Here is a 17352-nt window from a genome sequence, read left to right as displayed (position 1 = left end):
TCCGCGCGTTTGCCCCTAGGGGGAACAAAAGCAACTTAGGGCCGGGGCATGACAACGTCCAACCTCAAATCCGTCTATTGGAAGGGCGTGCGCGACGGCGCGCCGTTCATATTGGTCGTGATCCCCTTCGCGCTGCTGTTCGGCGTGGTCGCGACCGAGGCCGGGTTGAACGTGGCCGAGGTCATGGGATTCTCGGTTCTGGTCATCGCAGGCGCGGCACAGTTCACCGCGCTGCAGTTGATGGTGGACGAGGCGCCGACGGTGATCATCCTGGCCACGGCCTTGGCGGTCAACCTGCGCATGGCGATGTATTCCGCGTCGCTCACCCCTTATTTGGGTCAGGCAACGCCGTGGCAGCGTGTGCTGATCGCCTATTTCCTGGTCGACCAATCCTATGCGCTGGGCCACGCGAAATACGAATCCTCGCCGCAGATGACGCTTTCAGAACGCCTGGCCTATTATGCAGGCGTCCTGTCGCCGGTCGCCCCCGGTTGGTATGGGGCCAGCCTGGCCGGCGCGCTTGTCGGCACTGCGATCCCGCCGGTGTTCGCGCTGGATTTCGCGGTGCCGATCACGTTTCTGGCGATGATTGCCCCGGCCCTGCGCAGCCTTGCGCATATTGCGGCGGCGGCGACGTCCGTGGTGCTGACGCTGGCCTTCTTCTGGATGCCCTATGGCACGGGCCTTCTGGCCGCGGCACTGGTCGCGATGATCGTCGGCGCGCAAGTGGAGCAAGTCATGGCACGCAGGAGGCCAGCATGAGCATGAGCACGGGCCTGATCTGGTTCATCATCGCGATGCTGGGCATTGGCACCTTCCTGATCCGCTTCAGTTTTCTGGGGCTGATCGGGGATCGGCCTCTGCCGGAATGGGTGCTGCGCCACCTTCGGTATACGCCGGTCGCAGTCCTTCCCGGGCTGGTGGCGCCGCTGGTCTTGTGGCCTGATGCGACCGGCGGCAATTTGGACCCCGCGCGCCTGTCGGCGGCGGCGGTGACGCTGGCGGTGGGGTATCTGAGCAAGAACGTGCTGGCCGCCATCCTGTGCGGCGGCACGACACTTTACGGGTTGCTTTACCTTTTGGGATAAGATGCGACGGGGCGGCTGGACGCCAAATCAACCAAACCTGTGTGCGCGTTCCGCGCACCCCGCTGGATCAGGCCAGATCAGAGCGGCGCGATGCCCCGGGCCAGGATATAACCGTTTTCTTCCGGGTCGTCGTCATAGGTGACTTCTTCGACCACACCCGGCAATTCGCGAAACGCATCCGACAACTTGTTAGGCCACAGGGTTTGCGGCAGGGTTTCGAACCCCGGCACAGGCAGCTGCCGCAGCATGCGCGACACGGTGGTTGTGCACATCGCTTTGTTCACCGACCCGTTTTCCTGGACCATGCGCAGCGCCATTTCCGCCACTTCCGGGCTGACCACAAGATCCTGGCGGATCGTGCGGTAGGTCACGCGCGAATGATAGTCGATGTAGAAATAGACCGCAGGGTCGGTGATGCCGTAGTGCACGTCATGGCGTTCCGGCAGGTGCGGGTGATGCCAGGTGCCGGCCGGGTCGAACAGCACGCGTTGCGATCCGTTGATCATCAGGGCCGAATGCGCGCCACCGTCGCTTTTATTGTTGATCACGGTGAACAGCGTGATCATCGGCGGGCCGTCATGCACGTATCTGGCCCGCGCCACCAGGTCATCCGACGCCCATTCATTGTCCCCCGCGCAGCCCGCGAGGGTCAGAAGAAGAAGGACAGGTCCCAGAAAACGACGCAACACGGCCTCACCCCACTGTTCGGATCGTCGGATCAGGCGCCGACGAGGGCCAAAAACACAAAAAACACGATGATCGCGATCACCGAACGGGTGGTGAACTTGATGAACCCTTCATAGGTCTTTTCCTGAACCCGGGTGTCCATCGAACCGATTTCGTGGTCTGCCATCTTGTGTATTCCTTGCTGAATTGGTCTTTCGTCCTGCATTAGACGATTTGCACGCGCCTGTCACCCTCAGATGCGCCCGGATGTCGCAGGTGTGAAGCGGGTCGGTGGCCTCAGCCCTTTTCGAGGTCGGCAGCCAGGCGAAAGCCGATCCGGGTCGGCGCGCTGGCTTCGGGTTCCTTCGGCAGCGCGCGCAGCATGACCGACAATTGGCTGACGTGCTGGATCAGCTGCATCGGTGCCTCGGTTTCGTCGGTGCCATAGAAGGTCACGATGTCCGGGTCGAAAAAGCCGATCCCTTCGATGCGCAGCACACCGGCGTCCCCACCGGTGAAGCCCATCGCCACCTCGTGCTCGTTGTCCAGCTGTTCTTCGAAGTTCTGGATGTAAAGGATCAATCGTTCATAAGCCCATTCCGCCGGGCTTTTGTCTTCGATCGGGGTATCGGCCATGGCGGCGGGCAGGGGTTTCTGCTCGGCCGTCAGCGGCGCGGCTTCGTCGCAATGGGCCGAGCGCGAGCGTGGTGGTTTCGCCGGTTTCTTGGCTTTCTTCGCCTTGTCTGCCTTTTTAGCCTTTGCCGCCATGTCTCACCCCTTTGTCTGCCACAACCAGGCGCCATCGTCGCGCCGGGTCCGCGTGATGCGGCCCTGATGGTACAGGTGATTGACGTGCCCGACCGCTTCGACCAGCGCAAGCCCGTATTCGCCTTCGCCGATCTTGCGCTTGAACAGTGGCGGGAAACAATCGCCCGCCGTGTGCGGTGTTTCCAGAAAGGCCTCAAGCCGCTCAAGCGCGTGGTGGTGGTTCTGGATCAGCTGTCTCATCCGGGTCGGCAAACCGGTGAACGGCAGCTTGTGACCCGGCAGAACAAGGTGGGTGTCGCGCGCGTGCGGCGCCAGCGTTTCGCAGCTGTCCAGCCAATCGCCTACCGGGTCAGCCTCGGGTTCGGTGGCATAGACGCCCAGGTTCGGGCTGATCGTCGCCAGAAGCTGGTCGCCCCCGATCACCAGGTCACAATCGCGCGACCAGAGTGTTGCGTGTTCGGGCGCGTGGCCATTGCCGATGCGCACGTCCCAGTCGCGGCCACCAAAGCGAATCACGCTGCCTTCCTTGATGCGGCGAAATCCCAGCGGCATGTCGGCGACGATGTCGGCATAGTTGAACGGACGCTCCGTGCGCCTTTTTTCATAGACCTCGGGGTCCATTCCCGCCGCGCGCCAATAGGCCAGGGTTTCGTCCACCGGCACCATCTGTTCGTCCAACAGCAACATGCGCGAAAACAGCCAGGCGGTACGGGTCGTGATCAGCTCGGCGCCATGGTCGCGCTGAAACATGCCGGCAAGGCCGACGTGATCGGGGTGGTGATGCGTCACCACGACCCGCGCGATGGGCTTGCCGCCCAGCGGCCCGGCCAGCAACGTGTCCCAGATGCGCCGCGTGCGCGAGGTGTCGAACCCGGTGTCGACGATGGTCCAGCCATCCGCGTCCTCGAAGGCGTAGACGTTGACGTGATCCAGCTTCATCGGAAGTGGCAGCCGCAGCCAAAGCACGCCGTCTGCGATCTGGACAGCTTCACCTTCGCCGGGCGCGTCGGGGAACGGAAACGAAAGCGGCGCGCTCAAACCGCCAGGTCCTCGACCGACAGGGCGTAAAGCCCTGCGGCCCCCGCCCGTGCCTGGGCCAAAAGCGAGGTGTGTTCGGGCAGCAGGCGGGCGATGTGGAAGCGGGCAAGCTCTGTGCGCGGCCCGGTGCCGCCTTCGGCAATTGCGGCCTTCAAGTGCAGATGCGCGCCCAGCACGCGGGCGAAGGCGCGCAAGAAGGGCACGGCACCTGCCGCGCGGTCCTGCATGTCGCCTTGCGCCACCATCCATTCGGTGCTTTCGCGCAGGGTTTCGGCTGCCGACCAGACCGCTTCGGACATGTTCGGAAACTGTGCCCGCGCGGCCTCGGCGCCGGTCTCGACCTCTTCCAGGATGCGGAAGGCGGCTTCGCCGCCGTCCATCAGTTTGCGGCCCACAAGGTCCATCGCCTGAATGCCATTGGTGCCTTCGTAGATCGCGGTCACGCGCACGTCGCGGGCAAATTGCGCGGCACCTGTTTCTTCGATGAAGCCCATGCCGCCGTGCACCTGGATGCCCATCTGCGCGACCTCGTTGCCGATGTCGGTGCCATAGGCTTTGCAGATCGGTGTCAGGAACGCCGCGCGGGATTTCCAGTCCGCGTCGCCGGTTGCGTGGCCCATGTCGATCGCCACGGCCAGCGACATGGCAATGGCGCGGGCAGCGAACAATTCGGCCTTCATCGTGGTCAGCATCCGGCGCACGTCGGCGAAATCCACGATCGTGCCTTCGCCCGCGTCGCCCAGCGGCGTGCGGCCCTGCTTGCGCTCCATCGCGTAAGCCAGCGCCTTTTGATAGGCGCGTTCGCCGGTGCCATAGCCCTGCACGCCCACACCCAGGCGGGCGTTGTTCATCATCGTGAACATGGCGGCCATGCCCTTGTGCGGCTCGCCAACCAGCCAGCCGGTCGCGCCCTCAAAGGACATCACGGCGGTGGGGCTGCCATGCAGACCCAGCTTGTGCTCCAGGCTGACGACGCGCAGGGAGTTGCGCTCACCAGGATTACCATCCGCGTCCGGGATCAGTTTCGGCACCAGGAACAGCGAAATTCCCTTGGTTCCGGCCACACCGTCCGGCAGGCGTGCCAGCACCAGGTGGCAGACGTTTTCGGTGATGTCACTGTCGCCCCAGGAGATGAAGATCTTCTGACCGGTCACGGCAAAAGTGCCGTCACCATTGTCGACGGCCTTGGAGGACAGCGCGCCCACGTCCGACCCGGCTTGCGGTTCGGTCAGGTTCATCGTGCCAGCCCATTCGCCCGAGATCAGCTTGGGCAGATACAACGCCTTCAGATCGTCCGAGGCGTGGTTCTCCAGCGCTTCGATCTGGCCCTGTGTCATCAGCGGGTTCAGTTGCAGCGACAGGCACGAGGCCGACATCATGTCGTTTACTGCGGTTTGCAGCGTCAGAGGAAGGCCCATGCCGCCATGCTCAGGGTCCGCCGCCATGCCGATCCAGCCGCCTTCGGCAATCGCCTGGTAGCCCTCGGCAAAGCCCGGCGAGGTGCGCACGACACCATTTTCCAGCACCGCACCCTGCAGGTCGCCACCCCGGTTCAGCGGGGCCAGAACCTCTTCGCACATCTTGCCCGCCTCGGTCAGGATCGCGGTGACCATGTCCGGAGTCGCCTCGGCAAACTTCTTGGTCTGGGTCAGCTGATCAAAGCCGACGATGTGGTCGAACAGAAAGCGGAAATCATCTGTGTTGGCGCGATACGGCATGGGCGGTCCTTCTTGGCAATTGTGGCGGGTGCCTTTAGGTGTCCCATACCGAAGGAACACCAGCACTCAAAGGAAAACGCGGCGTCATGACGGCGAAGATCATGCAAACCGAGCTGTTGCAGGCGGATGATGCCGGCATAGCCCGCGCGGCCACCCTGCTGAACGCAGGCGGTCTGGTGTCCTTCCCGACCGAGACCGTCTATGGCCTTGGTGCCAATGCGCGCGACGACGTGGCGGTGGCGCGGATCTATGAGGCCAAAGGGCGGCCCAGCTTCAACCCACTGATCGTACACGTGCCTACACTTGAGGCCGCCCGTGCGCTGGCGGTGTTCGATGATCAGGCTGAGCGTCTGGCCGGAGCCTTCTGGCCGGGTCCGCTGACCCTGGTCTTGCCCCTCAAGGAAGATGCCGGGCTGTCGCCGCTGGTGTCGGCTGGCCTGGCGACTGTCGCGCTGCGCGTGCCGGAACATCCGCTGGCGCAAAACCTGTTGACCCGGGCAGGCGTGCCGGTCGCCGCACCCTCGGCCAACCCTTCGGGCCGAATCAGCCCGACACAGGCGGACCATGTGATGGCGGGCCTTTCCGGACGGATCGAGGCGGTGCTGGACGGCGGCACCTGCGGTGTTGGCGTCGAAAGCACCATCGTGGGCTTTGCTCCCCATCCCGTGTTGCTGCGTGCGGGCGGCTTGCCTGTCGAAGCGATCACCGCCTGTCTTGGCGCGCCGCTGTCTGTCCACGCCCAAGGCGACGGCGTGACCGCGCCCGGGCAGCTTGCCTCGCATTATGCGCCCACGGCGGCGATGCGCCTGAATGCAGACCGCGCACGGCCGGGTGAAAGACTGCTGGGGTTCGGCGCGGTTGAGGCAGATTTGAACCTGTCGCCGTCCGGGGACCTTGTCGAAGCGGCGGCGAACCTGTTTCGCCACCTGCACACGCTGGACGCCGGGGGGGACGCGCCCATCGCCGTGTCACCTGTGCCCGATCACGGGTTGGGCCGCGCCATCAATGACCGTTTGCGCCGGGCTGCTGCGCCACGCGTCTGACCTCGGGTCCCGCCTTTTTCGACAGGCCCCTGCGCTCGGCCTGTCGCGACCTGATTGGGTCACTTGGCGGGCGCGCAGCCGCGTATATCCACGGCACGGCCGTTTGAGAGTAGAGTGAAGCGCAGGCTGTCGCGGCTGAGCAGGAACGGTTTCGCATCCGGCGCGACCATCTCTGATGTTGCGACGAGGGTGTCGCCAGACCGTGTGACGTTGGCCTCGGAAACCCAGATCGCAGGGTCGGGAAGCTCCATCACGACCACCTCTTCGCGGCCTAGGCGCGGCAGGGTCAGGCGGGTGGTCAGACGCAAGCCATCCGCGATCGGGTCAATTCGGCAGGTCGCGGATCGCAAACCGGCCTCGCGCGCGGTGTCCGGGCGTTGTGCCAGGGCGCGTTCGATCATCGCGTCGGGGGTCGTGACAACTGGCAGTGTCGCTTTCAACCGCGTCTGCATCGGCATGCAGACGTCGCGGCAGACACCCATCGCCAGGCGTCCCTTCAAGCTGATCGGGTCCTCTGCACGCAGCGGTGTCAGACGCGCTGGCAACACCAACTCATGGCTATAGCCAATCGTGCGCATGCCGTTGGTTTCGAACACTTGCGGCGTGGGCCACTGGAACGCAACCGCACCCAGATTGCGCGACCCGGACCAGTCAAAGGCCGGCGGAATCCCCGCGTCACCCGGCGCGCGCCAGTACGTTTTCCACCCCTCGGCAAGGCGAATACGGATTGCGGCCATGTGCGTGCCGTCTGGCAGGCGCCAACCGGGCAGAACATCGACCTGCGCGACCTTGTCCGGGGCATAGCCCATGTCGCCCGCCTGGGCGGTGGGGGCTATGGTCAGCGCCAGAATGGCCGCCATGAGGAAGCGTATCAAATGGGTCATGCCCTGATACATAGGCACCCCGTCGTCGATGGGAAATCACTTTTCGCTCACTATGACGCGAGAGCTAGACCTCCGTCGTCCAAACGCTACAGGCGTTTCCACGCCACTCCCGGTGCAAGATGTCACGCCCTCTTGCCATTCAGGGCCGCTTGACCCCATTTTGATTGCATGACCCTGACCCCCACGAATACTGACCTTAGCGGCAAGCTTCTGATCGCCATGCCGGGCATGAGCGACCCACGGTTCGACAAATCCGTGGTCTATCTCTGCGCTCATTCCGACGACGGCGCGATGGGGCTGATCGTCAACAAACCCGCGCAGGATATTGCACTGGAAGACCTGCTGGAACAGCTCGGCATCGACGGGGGGGAACAGACACCAAAGGCGAAAATCTACTTCGGCGGCCCGGTGGAAACCGGCCGCGGCTTCGTGCTGCATTCTGGCGACTATCCGGGCAACGAGGCAACGTTGAAGGTCGATGAGACCTTTTCGATGACCGCCACCCGCGATGTCCTGGAAGACATAGCATGCGGCAAAGGACCTTCGGCCACGCTTGCGGCTCTTGGCTATGCCGGTTGGGGACCGGGGCAGTTGGAGGGCGAATTGCAGCAAAATGCCTGGCTGATTTGCGATGCGGACCAAGCCATCGTTTTTGCCGCCGATGTGGGTGGTAAATGGTCCGCCGCCTTGGCCAAGCTTGGGATCGACCCGTTGATGCTGTCGGCGGAAGGCGGGCGGGCCTAGCTTCGCGATCACTTGGCAGGGGCGAAATCCAGCTGGAGTCAGTCGAAGGTGCCCGTCACGCGGCCAAGCAGCATGAAGGCACGCGCGGTGCGGGTGTCGCTCATTGCGGCGATTTCCTGATCAGTCGCGTTCTTTTCGAAACCCGAAAAAGTCTGGTCGAACTTGCGCAAGAAATGGTGCACGGCGTCACGAAAGATCGGATCTTTGCGCATCCGCCCGGCCGACAGCGCCAGTGAAGATCGATCCCGCACGCCACCAAGCGGTGCAATTGCCCGACCGCGTTCACCGGCCGCGAATTGGCGCCAGATTTCGGGGCGCGCGCGGTCGGGGCGCAGGTCGTCCATATAGATGCCATCCTGAGAGAGCAGCGTCAGCACGTCTTGGGCGGCCTGCACCAGGCCAGAGACCTGGCGGTCCTGCAGCGCCCGGCGCAGCGCACGGAAGCCTTCTGCATCCTCGGCGTTTTCGGGGAAATGCATGGCGCGGATGAAATCCTCGACCGACAGCGGTTGCGACAGCGCTTCGGCGGGGGTTCCCAGCGCCAGTGATCCCTGGTCGATGGCGTCCGACGTGTCCAAATCGCTGGCAATCGCCGTATGGGTCGACATTTGCGTCGGCGACGGTGGGCGGATCGAGGTGAAAGTGGCGATTGCTGTCTCGGTCTGCTTCTGGGCCTGCGCGATCTCCTCAAGCTTCTTTTCGACCGTGGAAGGTTTGACCCCGCCAGCCTGCTGTTGTTGCAGGTAGGTGTGGCGCATTGCCTCAATCGTGGCATGAAGCCGGGCGCTTTCTTCGCGCATGATGCGGGCGGATCGGGTCGCGGCGGTGGCCACCCAGATGATCGCCACCGGCATGAAGATCGCCAGCGCGGTCATCACCAGGCGCAACGGGTCGGCCACCACACCGGTGCCTGTGCCGTCGCCATCGCCCAGCACCAGGAAAAACACCGCGCAGCCCACCAGCCACACGGCCGACAGCGCCAGCGCGATCATTTCGCCCGGGCCAAGCCTCGGTTCGCCGGCCCCTTTGCCATAGACGCCCAGGTCGACGGCAGGTTCCTGTTTGGGTTCGCTCATGTCACGTCCTCGCGCATCTGCGCTCAGATAAAGTCGATCTTCAGGATCTCATAGGCCTTTTCGCCACCCGGTGTGCGGACCTCGACACTGTCGCCTTCTTCCTTGCCGATCATCGCCCGCGCCAGCGGCGACTTGATGTTCAGCTTGCCGGCTTCGATGTCGGCCTCGGGTTCGCCCACGATCTGATAGATCTTTTCTTCATCGGTATCTTCATCGACCAGGGTCAGCGTTGCGCCGAACTTCACCGTGCCCGACAGGGTTGTCGGGTCGATCACCTGCGCCAGACCCAGAATTCCTTCCAGTTCTTTCACACGGCCTTCGATGAAGCTCTGCTTTTCCCGCGCCGCGTGGTATTCGGCGTTTTCCGACAGGTCGCCATGTTCGCGCGCCTCGGCAATCGCCTTGATGACGGCGGGGCGTTCCACCGACTTCAGCGTCTTCAACTCGTTATTCAGCGCGTCGTTCCCCGCGCGGGTCATCGGTATCTTGTCCATGAGAACCTTTGTTCACATCTGCGGAGGCCCGGCAACAGGTTTCCCCGCTTTCGACCCCCAATTGGCATATTCAATGGGCAAAGCGCCGCGAAGGCGCTAGGTTTCGTCAAAAGAAAAGCAAAATCGAGTGGTTTGCAATGCAATTGTTGATGCGGCTGACAGCGGTCTACCTGCTGGCTGGCGGTGCCGTGGTGGCGCTGTTTCGGGACAACCCGGTGGTTCTGATCGCCGAGATCGCCCGCGCCCTGCCGCAATCCATCGGCTTTTTCCTGCACCTTGCCTGGTGGGTCGTGCCCGCCTTCGTCGGCATGTTCCTGTTGGCCCCCAAGCGTGACCTGCTGGGCCGCCTGCCGCGCGCGTTTCTTGCGGTGATCCTGTGCACCGCGTTTTTTCTGGTTTTCACCATGCTGAAAACGACAATGCCGTTCATCTGGCCGTTCTGGGCCGATCCGATGTTTGCGGCGCTGGACCGGGTGCTGCATCTGGGGGCGGATCCCTGGGTCTGGACGCATGGCTTTGCCGAGCGGATCAGCATCGCCACCGCCGATCGCATCTACATGGCTGCCTGGCTTGTGCCAGCGATGTATCTGCCGGTGCTGCTGATCCTGTTCGATGGCGATCAGACGCGGATCAACCGGTTCATCTGGCTCTATGCCTTTGCCTGGATCGGGCTGGGCAATCTTCTTGCGCTGGCGTTTTTGTCCGCGGGCCCGGTCTATTTCGACCGTCTGTTCGACCCCGACCTGTTCACGGCGCTCCCCCCGGCGCTGGATGCTGCAGGCATCACCGACAGCGCGATCGGGCGCACGCAGACGAAACTGTGGCGCGCCTTTCAATCCAGCGCGCAGGAGGCCGGGTCGGGCATTTCCGCCTTTCCGTCGGTTCATGTCGGCATGGTCACAGTATTCGCCTTGTATCTGTTCGAGCGCCATCGTCTGATGGTGATCCCCGGCATCGCTCTTGTCGCCACGTTCCAGTTCCTGTCGGTCTATCTGGGCTGGCATTACGCGGTGGACGGCTATGCGTCGATTCTGTTGGTCGTGGCGCTGTGGATCGCCATGCGAAAACGTCCTGTCAGCGCAAACATTCCGGAAAAATCGCGATAGGACGCGGCGGAACGGCCCTGCGACGTTTCACGGCGATTGACCCGGCCTGACCCAAAAGCTAACGATCTTGCAAAAGTGACCTACCAGGGGACAGATCATGAGCGAGATTGAACGCGAGTCGATGGAATACGATGTGGTCATCGTGGGCGCGGGGCCGGCTGGCCTGTCCGCAGCGATCCGTTTGAAGCAGCTGGATGAAGACCTTCAGGTCGTCGTGCTGGAAAAGGGCTCGGAAGTGGGGGCCCACATCCTGTCCGGCGCGGTGCTGGACACCTGCGGTCTGGACGCTCTGATCCCGGATTGGAAGGACAAGGGCGCACCGATCAAAACCGAAGTGAAGCGCGACAACTTCCTTCTGCTTGGCCCGGCGGGCCACATACGCGTGCCGAACTGGCCGATGCCGCCCCTGATGAACAACCACGGCAAGTACATCGTGTCGATGGCCAACGTCACCCGCTGGATGGCCGAACAGGCCGAAGCGCTGGGCGTGGAGATCTTCCCCGGCATGGCGTGCTCGGAACTGGTGTATGGCGACAACGGCGAAGTCAAAGGCGTCGTCGCCGGGGTTTTTGGGCTGGAGCCTGATGGATCCTATGGTGAGAACACCGAACCGGGCATGGAGTTGCACGGTAAATACGTGTTCATTTCCGAAGGCGTGCGCGGGTCGTTGGCCAAGGAAATCATCGCCAAATACGACCTGCAAGCGGGTCGTGATGTGCAGAAATTCGGCCTGGGGATGAAGGAAATCTGGGAGATCAGCCCGGACAAGCACCGCGAAGGCACCGTGACCCACACGATGGGCTGGCCCCTGGGCAAGAACGCCGGTGGCGGCAGCTTCATCTATCACCTGGAAAACAACCAGGTGTTCGTCGGCTTCGTGGTTCACCTGAACTACAAGAACCCGCACCTGTATCCCTATATGGAATTCCAGCGCTTCAAGCATCACCCTGAGATTGCCAAGCTGCTTGAGGGCGGCAAACGCGTCGCTTACGGCGCGCGGGCGATCAGCGAAGGCGGCTATCAGTCGATGCCCAAGGCCTCGTTCCCCGGCGGCGCCCTTTTGGGTTGCTCGGTCGGCCTGGTCAACGTGCCGCGCATCAAGGGCAACCACAACGCCATGTTGTCGGGCATTGCTGCCGCCGAGGCTGCCGCGAAGGCGATCAAGGCCGAGCGGTCCGGCGACGACCTGGTGGAATACGAAGAGGAACTGCGCACGGGCGCCGTTGCCAAGGACCTGAAAAAGGTGCGCAACGTGAAACCGCTGTGGTCCAAGTTCGGCATGCTGCCCAGCCTGGCCCTGGGCGGTTTCGACATGTGGGTCCAGTCGCTTCTGGGCTTTTCGCCATTCGGCACCGTGAAGCACGGCAAGAACGACGCGCAGGCCACCGAAGAGGCGTCGAAGCACAAGCCGATCGATTACCCGAAACCGGATGGCACCCTGTCCTTCGACCGGCTGACCAACGTGAGCTTTGCGGCCACCAACCATGAGGAAAGCCAGCCTTGCCACCTGAAACTGATCGACCCGAACGTGCCGATCAGCGTGAACCTTCCGAGGTTCGCGGAACCCGCGCAGCGCTATTGCCCGGCTGGTGTCTATGAGGTGGTCGAGGAAGAGGGCAAAGACCCGCGTTTCGTGGTGAACTTCCAGAATTGCGTGCATTGCAAGACCTGCGACATCAAGGACCCCAGCCAGAACATCACCTGGACGGTCCCGCAGGGCGGCGACGGGCCGAACTACCCGAACATGTGATCCTCACGCAGAAATCATCACATGCGGGGCGTCCGATTGGGCGCCCCGCATTGCGTTGCGGCGACGGGGCGCCTAGGTTTCAGCCAAACACCTTTGATGTGAGCGAGCCGCCTTGTCCCTGATCCGCCCCCTCCGATCCCTGACCGCCCTTGCGGTGCTTCTGTCCACCGCGCTGCCGTTGGCCGCCGACAGCTCGGCGGGGTCGTACTTGGCCGCACGCCAGGCCGACTATGCCAGCGACTACCGTGCGGTGGTTGAATACGGCACCCGCACCCTGGCCCAGGACCCCGAAAACGTGGACATCATGGAGGGGCTGCTGATCGCCTATCTTGGTCTTGGAGATTTCGACACCGCGCTCCCGGTTGCACGACGCATGGTGCAGTTGATGCCGGACAGCCAGGTGGCCGGGCTGGTCCTTCTGGCCGACGCGGTAAAACGCGAAGATTGGGCCCGTGTGCAGGAACTTCAGGCGGGCGGAACCTCGGTTGGCGGGCTGATGGACGACATGATCGCGGTATGGTCGCAGTTTGGCGTTGGGCAGGTCGACAAGGCCTTCGATGCCTTTGAGGCGCTGGGCGACGAACCCGGCACCGGTGGCATGGCGCGATACCATCAGGCGATGGCCTATGCGATGGCGGGCGATCATGAAAACGCGGCCCGGCTGTTTTCCGGCGACGAAGGCCGGTTGCAGATGGATCGCACAGGGATCATCGCCTACGCACAGGTTCTGAGCCAGCTTGAGCGCAGCCCGGACGCGGTCGAAATGCTGGACAAGGTTGCCCCGAACACGACCGATCCGACGCTTGTCACCATGCGGGCGGAATTGTCGGCGGGCAAACCACAAGTCTTCGATGCCCTGACATCGCCGCGCGAGGCCATCGCCCAGGTCGTGTTCAAGGTTGCTGACACCCTGGCCGCCGAAGCAGACCCGACCGTGGTGCTGCTTTACGCCCGGCTGGCGGAGTTTCTGGACAGCGACACGGTAGGTGCGACGCTTCTGTCAGCCCGCCTGCTGGAAAGCATGGAGCGCTATGAGCTTGCCGTAGCCGCTTATGACAGCGTGCCGCCGGACCACAGCGCCTATCCCCAGGCTGCGCTGGGTCAGTCCGACGCGCTGCGGCGGATGGGTCGAGTGGACGAAGCGATCGGGGAACTGCGCGCCCTGACCAAGGCCTATCCCGAATTGGCCGCGATCCATGTGGCGTTGGGTGACGCGCTCAGGTTCGAGGATCGTTTTGCCGAAGCGATCCCGGCCTATGACGCGGCCATCGCATTGTATGAGGCACCGGTGGCGTCGCAATGGGTTGTCTATTTCGCCCGCGCGATCTGCCTTGAGCGCGAAAAGAACTGGCCCGCCGCCGAGGCTGATTTTCGCTATGCGCTGGAGCTGAGTCCGGACCAGCCGAATGTCCTGAACTACCTCGGCTATTCCTTTGTCGAGATGCAGACCAACCTGGACGAGGCGCTGGGCATGATCGAACGTGCGGTCGCCGGGCGTCCCAATGACGGCTATATCACCGACAGCCTGGGTTGGGTTTACTACCGCTTGGGTCGCTACGACGAAGCGGTGGACCAGATGGAGCGCGCGGTTGAGTTGATGCCGGTGGACCCGGTGGTCAACGACCACCTGGGCGATACCTACTGGGCCGTTGGCCGTCACCGTGAAGCCGAGTTCCAATGGTCGCGCGCCCTGTCCTTCATCACCGATGACAGCGACCTGGATGAGGTGAAGCCCGACCGTATCCGCCGCAAGTTGGAGGTCGGGCTGGACGTTGTGCTGGACGAAGAGGGGGCCGAGCCCCTGCACGCGGTCGAATGATCCTCAAGACCTTTGCCCCGGCCAAGGTGAACCTGACCCTTCACGTCACCGGACAGCGCGCGGACGGCTATCACCTGCTGGATTCGCTGGTCGTGTTCGCCGATGTGGGCGACCGGATCACCCTGATGCCCGCCGGGCAGACGACGCTGGAGGTCACCGGGCCAAAAGCCGACGGCGTGCCTACGGATGGCACCAACCTTGTCCTGAAGGCTGCCGCGCTGTTTGATCAGCCCGTGCGCATCGTGCTGTCCAAACACCTGCCAACCGCGGCCGGGATCGGCGGCGGGTCGTCGGACGCGGCCGCGACCGTGCTTGCGCTGGCCGAGATGACGGGGGATACGCGGCTACCGGACGTGACCGCCTTGGGCGCCGATACCCGCGTCTGCCTGATGCGCCAAGCCGCACGCATGTCGGGGATCGGAGAGATTGTTGAACCAGCACCCGGCCTGCCGGTGTTGCATGCGGTGCTGGCCAATCCGGGCGTGGACGTGCCAACACCAGAGGTGTTCAAGGCACTGGAAACAAAGCAGAACAGGCCGATGCAAAAGCGGCTGCCGCAAGGCATGAAACTGCCCGCCTTCGTGAAGTGGCTGGCCGCACAACGCAACGACCTTGAGGCGCCAGCCATTGCCCGCGCACCGGTGATCGGGGACTGCCTTCAGGCGCTTGGGGCATTGCCCGACGCCCGCATCGCCCGCATGTCTGGATCAGGCGCAACCTGCTTTGCCCTGTTCGACATCCGCGCACAGGCCGATGCGGCCGCCGCCGCGCTGGCCTCGGCTCAGCCGGACTGGTGGGTGCAGCCCGCGACGCTCAGTTGACGCGCGCCACGACGTAATCGGCAATCTCGCTTAGCATCTGACGGATTGGATGGTCGGGCAGGACGTCCAACGCGGTTTTTGCCTTGTCGGCCCAGGCCAGCGCCTCAAGACGCGTTGCCTCCAATGCGCCATGCTTGTTCAACAGCTCCAGCGCGTGGTCCAGATCGCAGTCGTTCTGTTCGCCTTTTTCGATCGTGCGGGCCCAGAAAGCGCGTTCGCCCGCGTCGCCCGCCGCCACCGCCTTGATCAGCGGCAAGGTCAGCTTCCGTTCGCGGAAATCGTCGCCGATGTTCTTGCCGGTCGCATCCCCGCCCCAGTAATCCAGCAGGTCATCGACGATCTGGAAACTGATCCCCAGGGCATCGCCATAGGCATTGAGCGCCTGCACCATGTCTTCGTCGACGCCCGCGATCACACCACCAACCTCGGTCGCGGCGGCAAACAGCGCGGCGGTCTTGCCGCGCACCACTTGCAGATAGATCGCTTCGGTCGTGGCCAGATCCTGCGCTGCGGTCAGTTGCAGCACTTCGCCTTCGGCAATCGTGGCCGAGGCATTGGCCAGGATGTCCAGAACCCGGATCGAGCCGGTTTCGACCATCAACTGGAACGACCGCGAAAACAGGTAGTCCCCCACCAGAACGCTGGACTTGTTGTCCCAAAGCAGGTTCGCCGTGGGTCGCCCACGCCGCTGTCCGCTTTCGTCAACCACGTCGTCGTGAAGCAGTGTCGCAGTGTGAATGAATTCAACCGTCGCCGCCAAATGCACATGATACGGCCCGTCATAGCCGCACATCCGCGCGGCGGCGAGCGTCAGCATCGGGCGCAGGCGCTTGCCACCGGCCTCGACCAGATGTGCGGTCACCTCGGGAATGCGCGGTGCGTGTTTTGATGCCATACGTTCGCGAATCAGGTGATTCACGGTTTCCATGTCATTCGCCAGATACGCCCCAAGGCGTTCGTGCGGCTTGGTTGCTGCTTCGTCCAGCATTTTCACCTTCCCGTCATCCATCGGCTTTGGGCCGTCATCCCTCTCGACAAACCCGGGGGTTTGCCCTTAAGTCTTTGAACATGAAAGAGCTTCTGCGCACTACGAACCCGATACTCATCCCATTTGTCACCGCTCTTCTTGAGGGGGAGGATATACCCTGCTTTCCGATGGACGTCCATATGAGCACGCTTGAGGGATCAATAGGCATTTTACCCCGCCGCCTTATGGTTCGCGACAAGGATCTGTTTCGAGCCCGCGCCATATTGCGCGACAATGACGTTGACTGGGAGGGATAGCATGGGCGTTGCGCGCAACGCGGTGACCGCAGACAAGTTTCTGGGGGGCGACGTTATGCTGCTTCAACCCCGCGACGGGTATCGCGCAGGCGTTGATCCCGTGTTCCTGGCTGCCTCGATCACGGCCCACAACGGCCAAAGCGTGCTGGACATCGGCTGCGGCGTTGGCGCCGCGGCGCTGTGCCTGGGGCGCCGCGTGCCGGGTCTGCGGCTTGTCGGCGTTGAACGGCAGACGGAATATGCCGACCTTGCGGAAAAGAACGCCTTCGAAAACAACGTCGGTTTTGAGGTTCACAATTGCGACCTGACCGCCCTGCCGGGCGCGCTGCGCGAAGAAAACTTTGACCACGTCATCATGAACCCGCCCTATCACCTGCGTGATCGGGGCACTGCCGCCGCCAATCCGGGGCGTGAGGCCGCGCTGGGCGAGGGCACACCGTTGGTCGACTGGGTCGACACGGCGACCAAGCGCCTGAAACCGAAAGGTTTCCTGACCATGATCCAGAAGGCAGAGCGTCTGCCGGAAATCCTGGGGGCGATGGACGATCGCCTTGGGTCGGTTCTGGTCAAACCGTTGTGCCCGCGCGAAGGTCGGGCCGCTGGGCTGGTCCTGGTCCAGGCCCGTAAGGGTGGGCGCGGGGCGTTTCGCCTGGCCACACCTCTGATCCTGCATGACGGGGTGGAACACGTGGGCGACCGCGAAAGTTACCGCCCCGAAGTCAGCGCGATCCTGCGCGACGGTGCCGCCCTTCCGCTGTGGTGATTCACCCATTGTTAAGCATGTTGGTGCGACGCTGGGGCGATCAGTTTGCCCGAACGGGGTCGTGACAACGGCTTCGTTTTGTGGTGCACTGAAGTGCATTCAAACAGGAGGAAAGCCATGAGCATGAATTCGCATCTGGAAGCGCTGCGTGAGAAACACGAAGCTCTGTCCACGCAGGTCGAAGAGGCGCAACGCGCCCCGGGCAGCAGCGACAGCGAAATCTCTGAACTGAAAAAGCAGAAGCTCAAGCTCAAGGAAGAGATCGAGCGTCTGACCGACGCCTGATCGGG

20 protein-coding genes are annotated in these 17352 nt (G+C 63.2%); 11 read left to right on the top strand and 9 right to left on the bottom strand.

Annotated features, from left to right (window positions below):
- The first annotated feature begins 48 nt into the window (after nucleotides 1–48).
- A complete protein-coding gene (locus MN188_RS09275) occupies nucleotides 49–762 on the top strand; it encodes an AzlC family ABC transporter permease (RefSeq protein ID WP_242108356.1) in 714 nt (237 codons plus the stop codon).
- Nucleotides 763–764: 2 nt separating this feature from the next.
- The gene (locus tag MN188_RS09270) at nucleotides 765–1088 is read left to right on the top strand and encodes an AzlD domain-containing protein (RefSeq protein ID WP_420838976.1); all 324 of its coding nucleotides are present in this window, start codon (nucleotides 765–767) and stop codon (nucleotides 1086–1088) included.
- Nucleotides 1089–1165: 77 nt separating this feature from the next.
- On the opposite strand, the gene MN188_RS09265 is transcribed toward MN188_RS09270, so the two are convergent.
- From MN188_RS09265 to MN188_RS09245, 5 genes are all read right to left on the bottom strand, one after another.
- Nucleotides 1166–1777 carry a hypothetical protein gene (locus tag MN188_RS09265; protein WP_242108352.1) on the bottom strand — a complete coding sequence of 204 codons (612 nt, stop codon included), beginning with the start codon at nucleotides 1775–1777 and terminating at the stop codon, nucleotides 1166–1168.
- A gap of 29 nt (nucleotides 1778–1806) precedes the next feature.
- Nucleotides 1807–1941 carry an aa3-type cytochrome c oxidase subunit IV gene (locus tag MN188_RS09260; protein ID WP_242108350.1) on the bottom strand — a complete coding sequence of 45 codons (135 nt, stop codon included), beginning with the start codon at nucleotides 1939–1941 and terminating at the stop codon, nucleotides 1807–1809.
- Nucleotides 1942–2051: 110 nt separating this feature from the next.
- A complete protein-coding gene (locus tag MN188_RS09255; RefSeq protein WP_242108348.1) occupies nucleotides 2052–2522 on the bottom strand; it encodes a DUF6173 family protein in 471 nt (156 codons plus the stop codon).
- A 3-nt stretch (nucleotides 2523–2525) separates the two neighbouring features.
- Nucleotides 2526–3560, bottom strand: a complete 1035-nt coding sequence (locus tag MN188_RS09250) for an MBL fold metallo-hydrolase (protein WP_242108345.1) — start codon at nucleotides 3558–3560, stop codon at nucleotides 2526–2528.
- On the bottom strand, nucleotides 3557–5278 hold the full coding sequence (locus MN188_RS09245) for an acyl-CoA dehydrogenase (protein WP_242108343.1): 1722 nt from the start codon (nucleotides 5276–5278) through the stop codon (nucleotides 3557–3559). Before MN188_RS09245 ends, MN188_RS09250 begins: the two co-directional genes overlap by 4 nt.
- Before the next feature lie 86 nt (nucleotides 5279–5364).
- Here MN188_RS09245 and MN188_RS09240 point away from each other — a divergent pair, with 86 nt between their 5' ends.
- Nucleotides 5365–6321 (top strand): L-threonylcarbamoyladenylate synthase, encoded by a 957-nt coding sequence (locus MN188_RS09240; RefSeq protein WP_242108341.1) that lies wholly within the window; start codon nucleotides 5365–5367, stop codon nucleotides 6319–6321.
- Nucleotides 6322–6380: 59 nt separating this feature from the next.
- On the opposite strand, the gene MN188_RS09235 is transcribed toward MN188_RS09240, so the two are convergent.
- On the bottom strand, nucleotides 6381–7205 hold the full coding sequence (locus MN188_RS09235; RefSeq protein ID WP_242108339.1) for a protein-disulfide reductase DsbD domain-containing protein: 825 nt from the start codon (nucleotides 7203–7205) through the stop codon (nucleotides 6381–6383).
- A gap of 168 nt (nucleotides 7206–7373) precedes the next feature.
- Here MN188_RS09235 and MN188_RS09230 point away from each other — a divergent pair, with 168 nt between their 5' ends.
- Nucleotides 7374–7949, top strand: a complete 576-nt coding sequence (locus MN188_RS09230) for a YqgE/AlgH family protein (RefSeq protein ID WP_242108337.1) — start codon at nucleotides 7374–7376, stop codon at nucleotides 7947–7949.
- A gap of 38 nt (nucleotides 7950–7987) precedes the next feature.
- On the opposite strand, the gene MN188_RS09225 is transcribed toward MN188_RS09230, so the two are convergent.
- Together MN188_RS09225 and greA are read right to left on the bottom strand one after the other, a co-directional pair.
- Nucleotides 7988–9025, bottom strand: a complete 1038-nt coding sequence (locus MN188_RS09225) for a hypothetical protein (RefSeq protein WP_242108335.1) — start codon at nucleotides 9023–9025, stop codon at nucleotides 7988–7990.
- Nucleotides 9026–9048: 23 nt separating this feature from the next.
- Nucleotides 9049–9519: a transcription elongation factor GreA gene (gene greA, locus MN188_RS09220; protein WP_242108333.1), complete on the bottom strand. Its 471-nt coding sequence runs from the start codon at nucleotides 9517–9519 to the stop codon at nucleotides 9049–9051.
- Nucleotides 9520–9668: 149 nt separating this feature from the next.
- Here greA and MN188_RS09215 point away from each other — a divergent pair, with 149 nt between their 5' ends.
- From MN188_RS09215 to MN188_RS09200, 4 genes are all read left to right on the top strand, one after another.
- Nucleotides 9669–10625 (top strand): phosphatase PAP2 family protein, encoded by a 957-nt coding sequence (locus tag MN188_RS09215; protein WP_242108331.1) that lies wholly within the window; start codon nucleotides 9669–9671, stop codon nucleotides 10623–10625.
- A 97-nt stretch (nucleotides 10626–10722) separates the two neighbouring features.
- The gene (locus tag MN188_RS09210) at nucleotides 10723–12375 is read left to right on the top strand and encodes an electron transfer flavoprotein-ubiquinone oxidoreductase (protein WP_242108330.1); all 1653 of its coding nucleotides are present in this window, start codon (nucleotides 10723–10725) and stop codon (nucleotides 12373–12375) included.
- A gap of 112 nt (nucleotides 12376–12487) precedes the next feature.
- A complete protein-coding gene (locus MN188_RS09205; protein ID WP_242108328.1) occupies nucleotides 12488–14194 on the top strand; it encodes a tetratricopeptide repeat protein in 1707 nt (568 codons plus the stop codon).
- The gene (locus MN188_RS09200; protein WP_242108325.1) at nucleotides 14191–15015 is read left to right on the top strand and encodes a 4-(cytidine 5'-diphospho)-2-C-methyl-D-erythritol kinase; all 825 of its coding nucleotides are present in this window, start codon (nucleotides 14191–14193) and stop codon (nucleotides 15013–15015) included. The genes MN188_RS09205 and MN188_RS09200 overlap by 4 nt, the downstream gene beginning before the upstream one ends.
- Here the strand turns inward: MN188_RS09200 and MN188_RS09195 are convergent.
- Nucleotides 15008–16024, bottom strand: a complete 1017-nt coding sequence (locus MN188_RS09195; RefSeq protein ID WP_242108324.1) for a polyprenyl synthetase family protein — start codon at nucleotides 16022–16024, stop codon at nucleotides 15008–15010. The two genes, MN188_RS09200 and MN188_RS09195, sit on opposite strands and share 8 nt — an antisense overlap.
- Before the next feature lie 59 nt (nucleotides 16025–16083).
- Here MN188_RS09195 and MN188_RS09190 point away from each other — a divergent pair, with 59 nt between their 5' ends.
- From MN188_RS09190 to MN188_RS09180, 3 genes are all read left to right on the top strand, one after another.
- Nucleotides 16084–16299: a putative signal transducing protein gene (locus MN188_RS09190; protein ID WP_242108322.1), complete on the top strand. Its 216-nt coding sequence runs from the start codon at nucleotides 16084–16086 to the stop codon at nucleotides 16297–16299.
- 1 nt (nucleotide 16300) lies between these two features.
- Nucleotides 16301–17062: a tRNA1(Val) (adenine(37)-N6)-methyltransferase gene (locus MN188_RS09185; protein WP_242108318.1), complete on the top strand. Its 762-nt coding sequence runs from the start codon at nucleotides 16301–16303 to the stop codon at nucleotides 17060–17062.
- 117 nt (nucleotides 17063–17179) lie between these two features.
- On the top strand, nucleotides 17180–17347 hold the full coding sequence (locus MN188_RS09180; protein ID WP_242108317.1) for a DUF465 domain-containing protein: 168 nt from the start codon (nucleotides 17180–17182) through the stop codon (nucleotides 17345–17347).
- The last annotated feature ends 5 nt before the right edge of the window (nucleotides 17348–17352 follow it).

This window comes from Aliiroseovarius subalbicans, from assembly GCF_022678625.1.
GTDB lineage: Bacteria > Pseudomonadota > Alphaproteobacteria > Rhodobacterales > Rhodobacteraceae > Aliiroseovarius_A > Aliiroseovarius_A subalbicans.
This window is presented reverse-complemented; position numbering and strand designations above follow the sequence as displayed.

Bases quoted from the DNA above. Each gene is read 5' to 3' on its own strand.
- MN188_RS09260 (WP_242108350.1), bottom strand. From the start codon at position 1,941: ATGGCAGACCACGAAATCGGTTCGATGGACACCCGGGTTCAGGAAAAG.
- MN188_RS09225 (WP_242108335.1), bottom strand. From the start codon at position 9,025: ATGAGCGAACCCAAACAGGAACCTGCCGTCGACCTGGGCGTCTATGGC.
- MN188_RS09200 (WP_242108325.1), top strand. From the start codon at position 14,191: ATGATCCTCAAGACCTTTGCCCCGGCCAAGGTGAACCTGACCCTTCAC.
- MN188_RS09190 (WP_242108322.1), top strand. From the start codon at position 16,084: ATGAAAGAGCTTCTGCGCACTACGAACCCGATACTCATCCCATTTGTC.
- MN188_RS09255 (WP_242108348.1), bottom strand. From the start codon at position 2,522: ATGGCGGCAAAGGCTAAAAAGGCAGACAAGGCGAAGAAAGCCAAGAAA.
- MN188_RS09180 (WP_242108317.1), top strand. From the start codon at position 17,180: ATGAGCATGAATTCGCATCTGGAAGCGCTGCGTGAGAAACACGAAGCT.
- MN188_RS09210 (WP_242108330.1), top strand. From the start codon at position 10,723: ATGAGCGAGATTGAACGCGAGTCGATGGAATACGATGTGGTCATCGTG.
- MN188_RS09275 (WP_242108356.1), top strand. From the start codon at position 49: ATGACAACGTCCAACCTCAAATCCGTCTATTGGAAGGGCGTGCGCGAC.
- MN188_RS09240 (WP_242108341.1), top strand. From the start codon at position 5,365: ATGACGGCGAAGATCATGCAAACCGAGCTGTTGCAGGCGGATGATGCC.
- MN188_RS09195 (WP_242108324.1), bottom strand. From the start codon at position 16,024: ATGGATGACGGGAAGGTGAAAATGCTGGACGAAGCAGCAACCAAGCCG.
- greA (WP_242108333.1), bottom strand. From the start codon at position 9,519: ATGGACAAGATACCGATGACCCGCGCGGGGAACGACGCGCTGAATAAC.
- MN188_RS09215 (WP_242108331.1), top strand. From the start codon at position 9,669: ATGCGGCTGACAGCGGTCTACCTGCTGGCTGGCGGTGCCGTGGTGGCG.
- MN188_RS09230 (WP_242108337.1), top strand. From the start codon at position 7,374: ATGACCCTGACCCCCACGAATACTGACCTTAGCGGCAAGCTTCTGATC.
- MN188_RS09245 (WP_242108343.1), bottom strand. From the start codon at position 5,278: ATGCCGTATCGCGCCAACACAGATGATTTCCGCTTTCTGTTCGACCAC.
- MN188_RS09235 (WP_242108339.1), bottom strand. From the start codon at position 7,205: ATGACCCATTTGATACGCTTCCTCATGGCGGCCATTCTGGCGCTGACC.
- MN188_RS09270 (WP_420838976.1), top strand. From the start codon at position 765: ATGAGCACGGGCCTGATCTGGTTCATCATCGCGATGCTGGGCATTGGC.
- MN188_RS09185 (WP_242108318.1), top strand. From the start codon at position 16,301: ATGGGCGTTGCGCGCAACGCGGTGACCGCAGACAAGTTTCTGGGGGGC.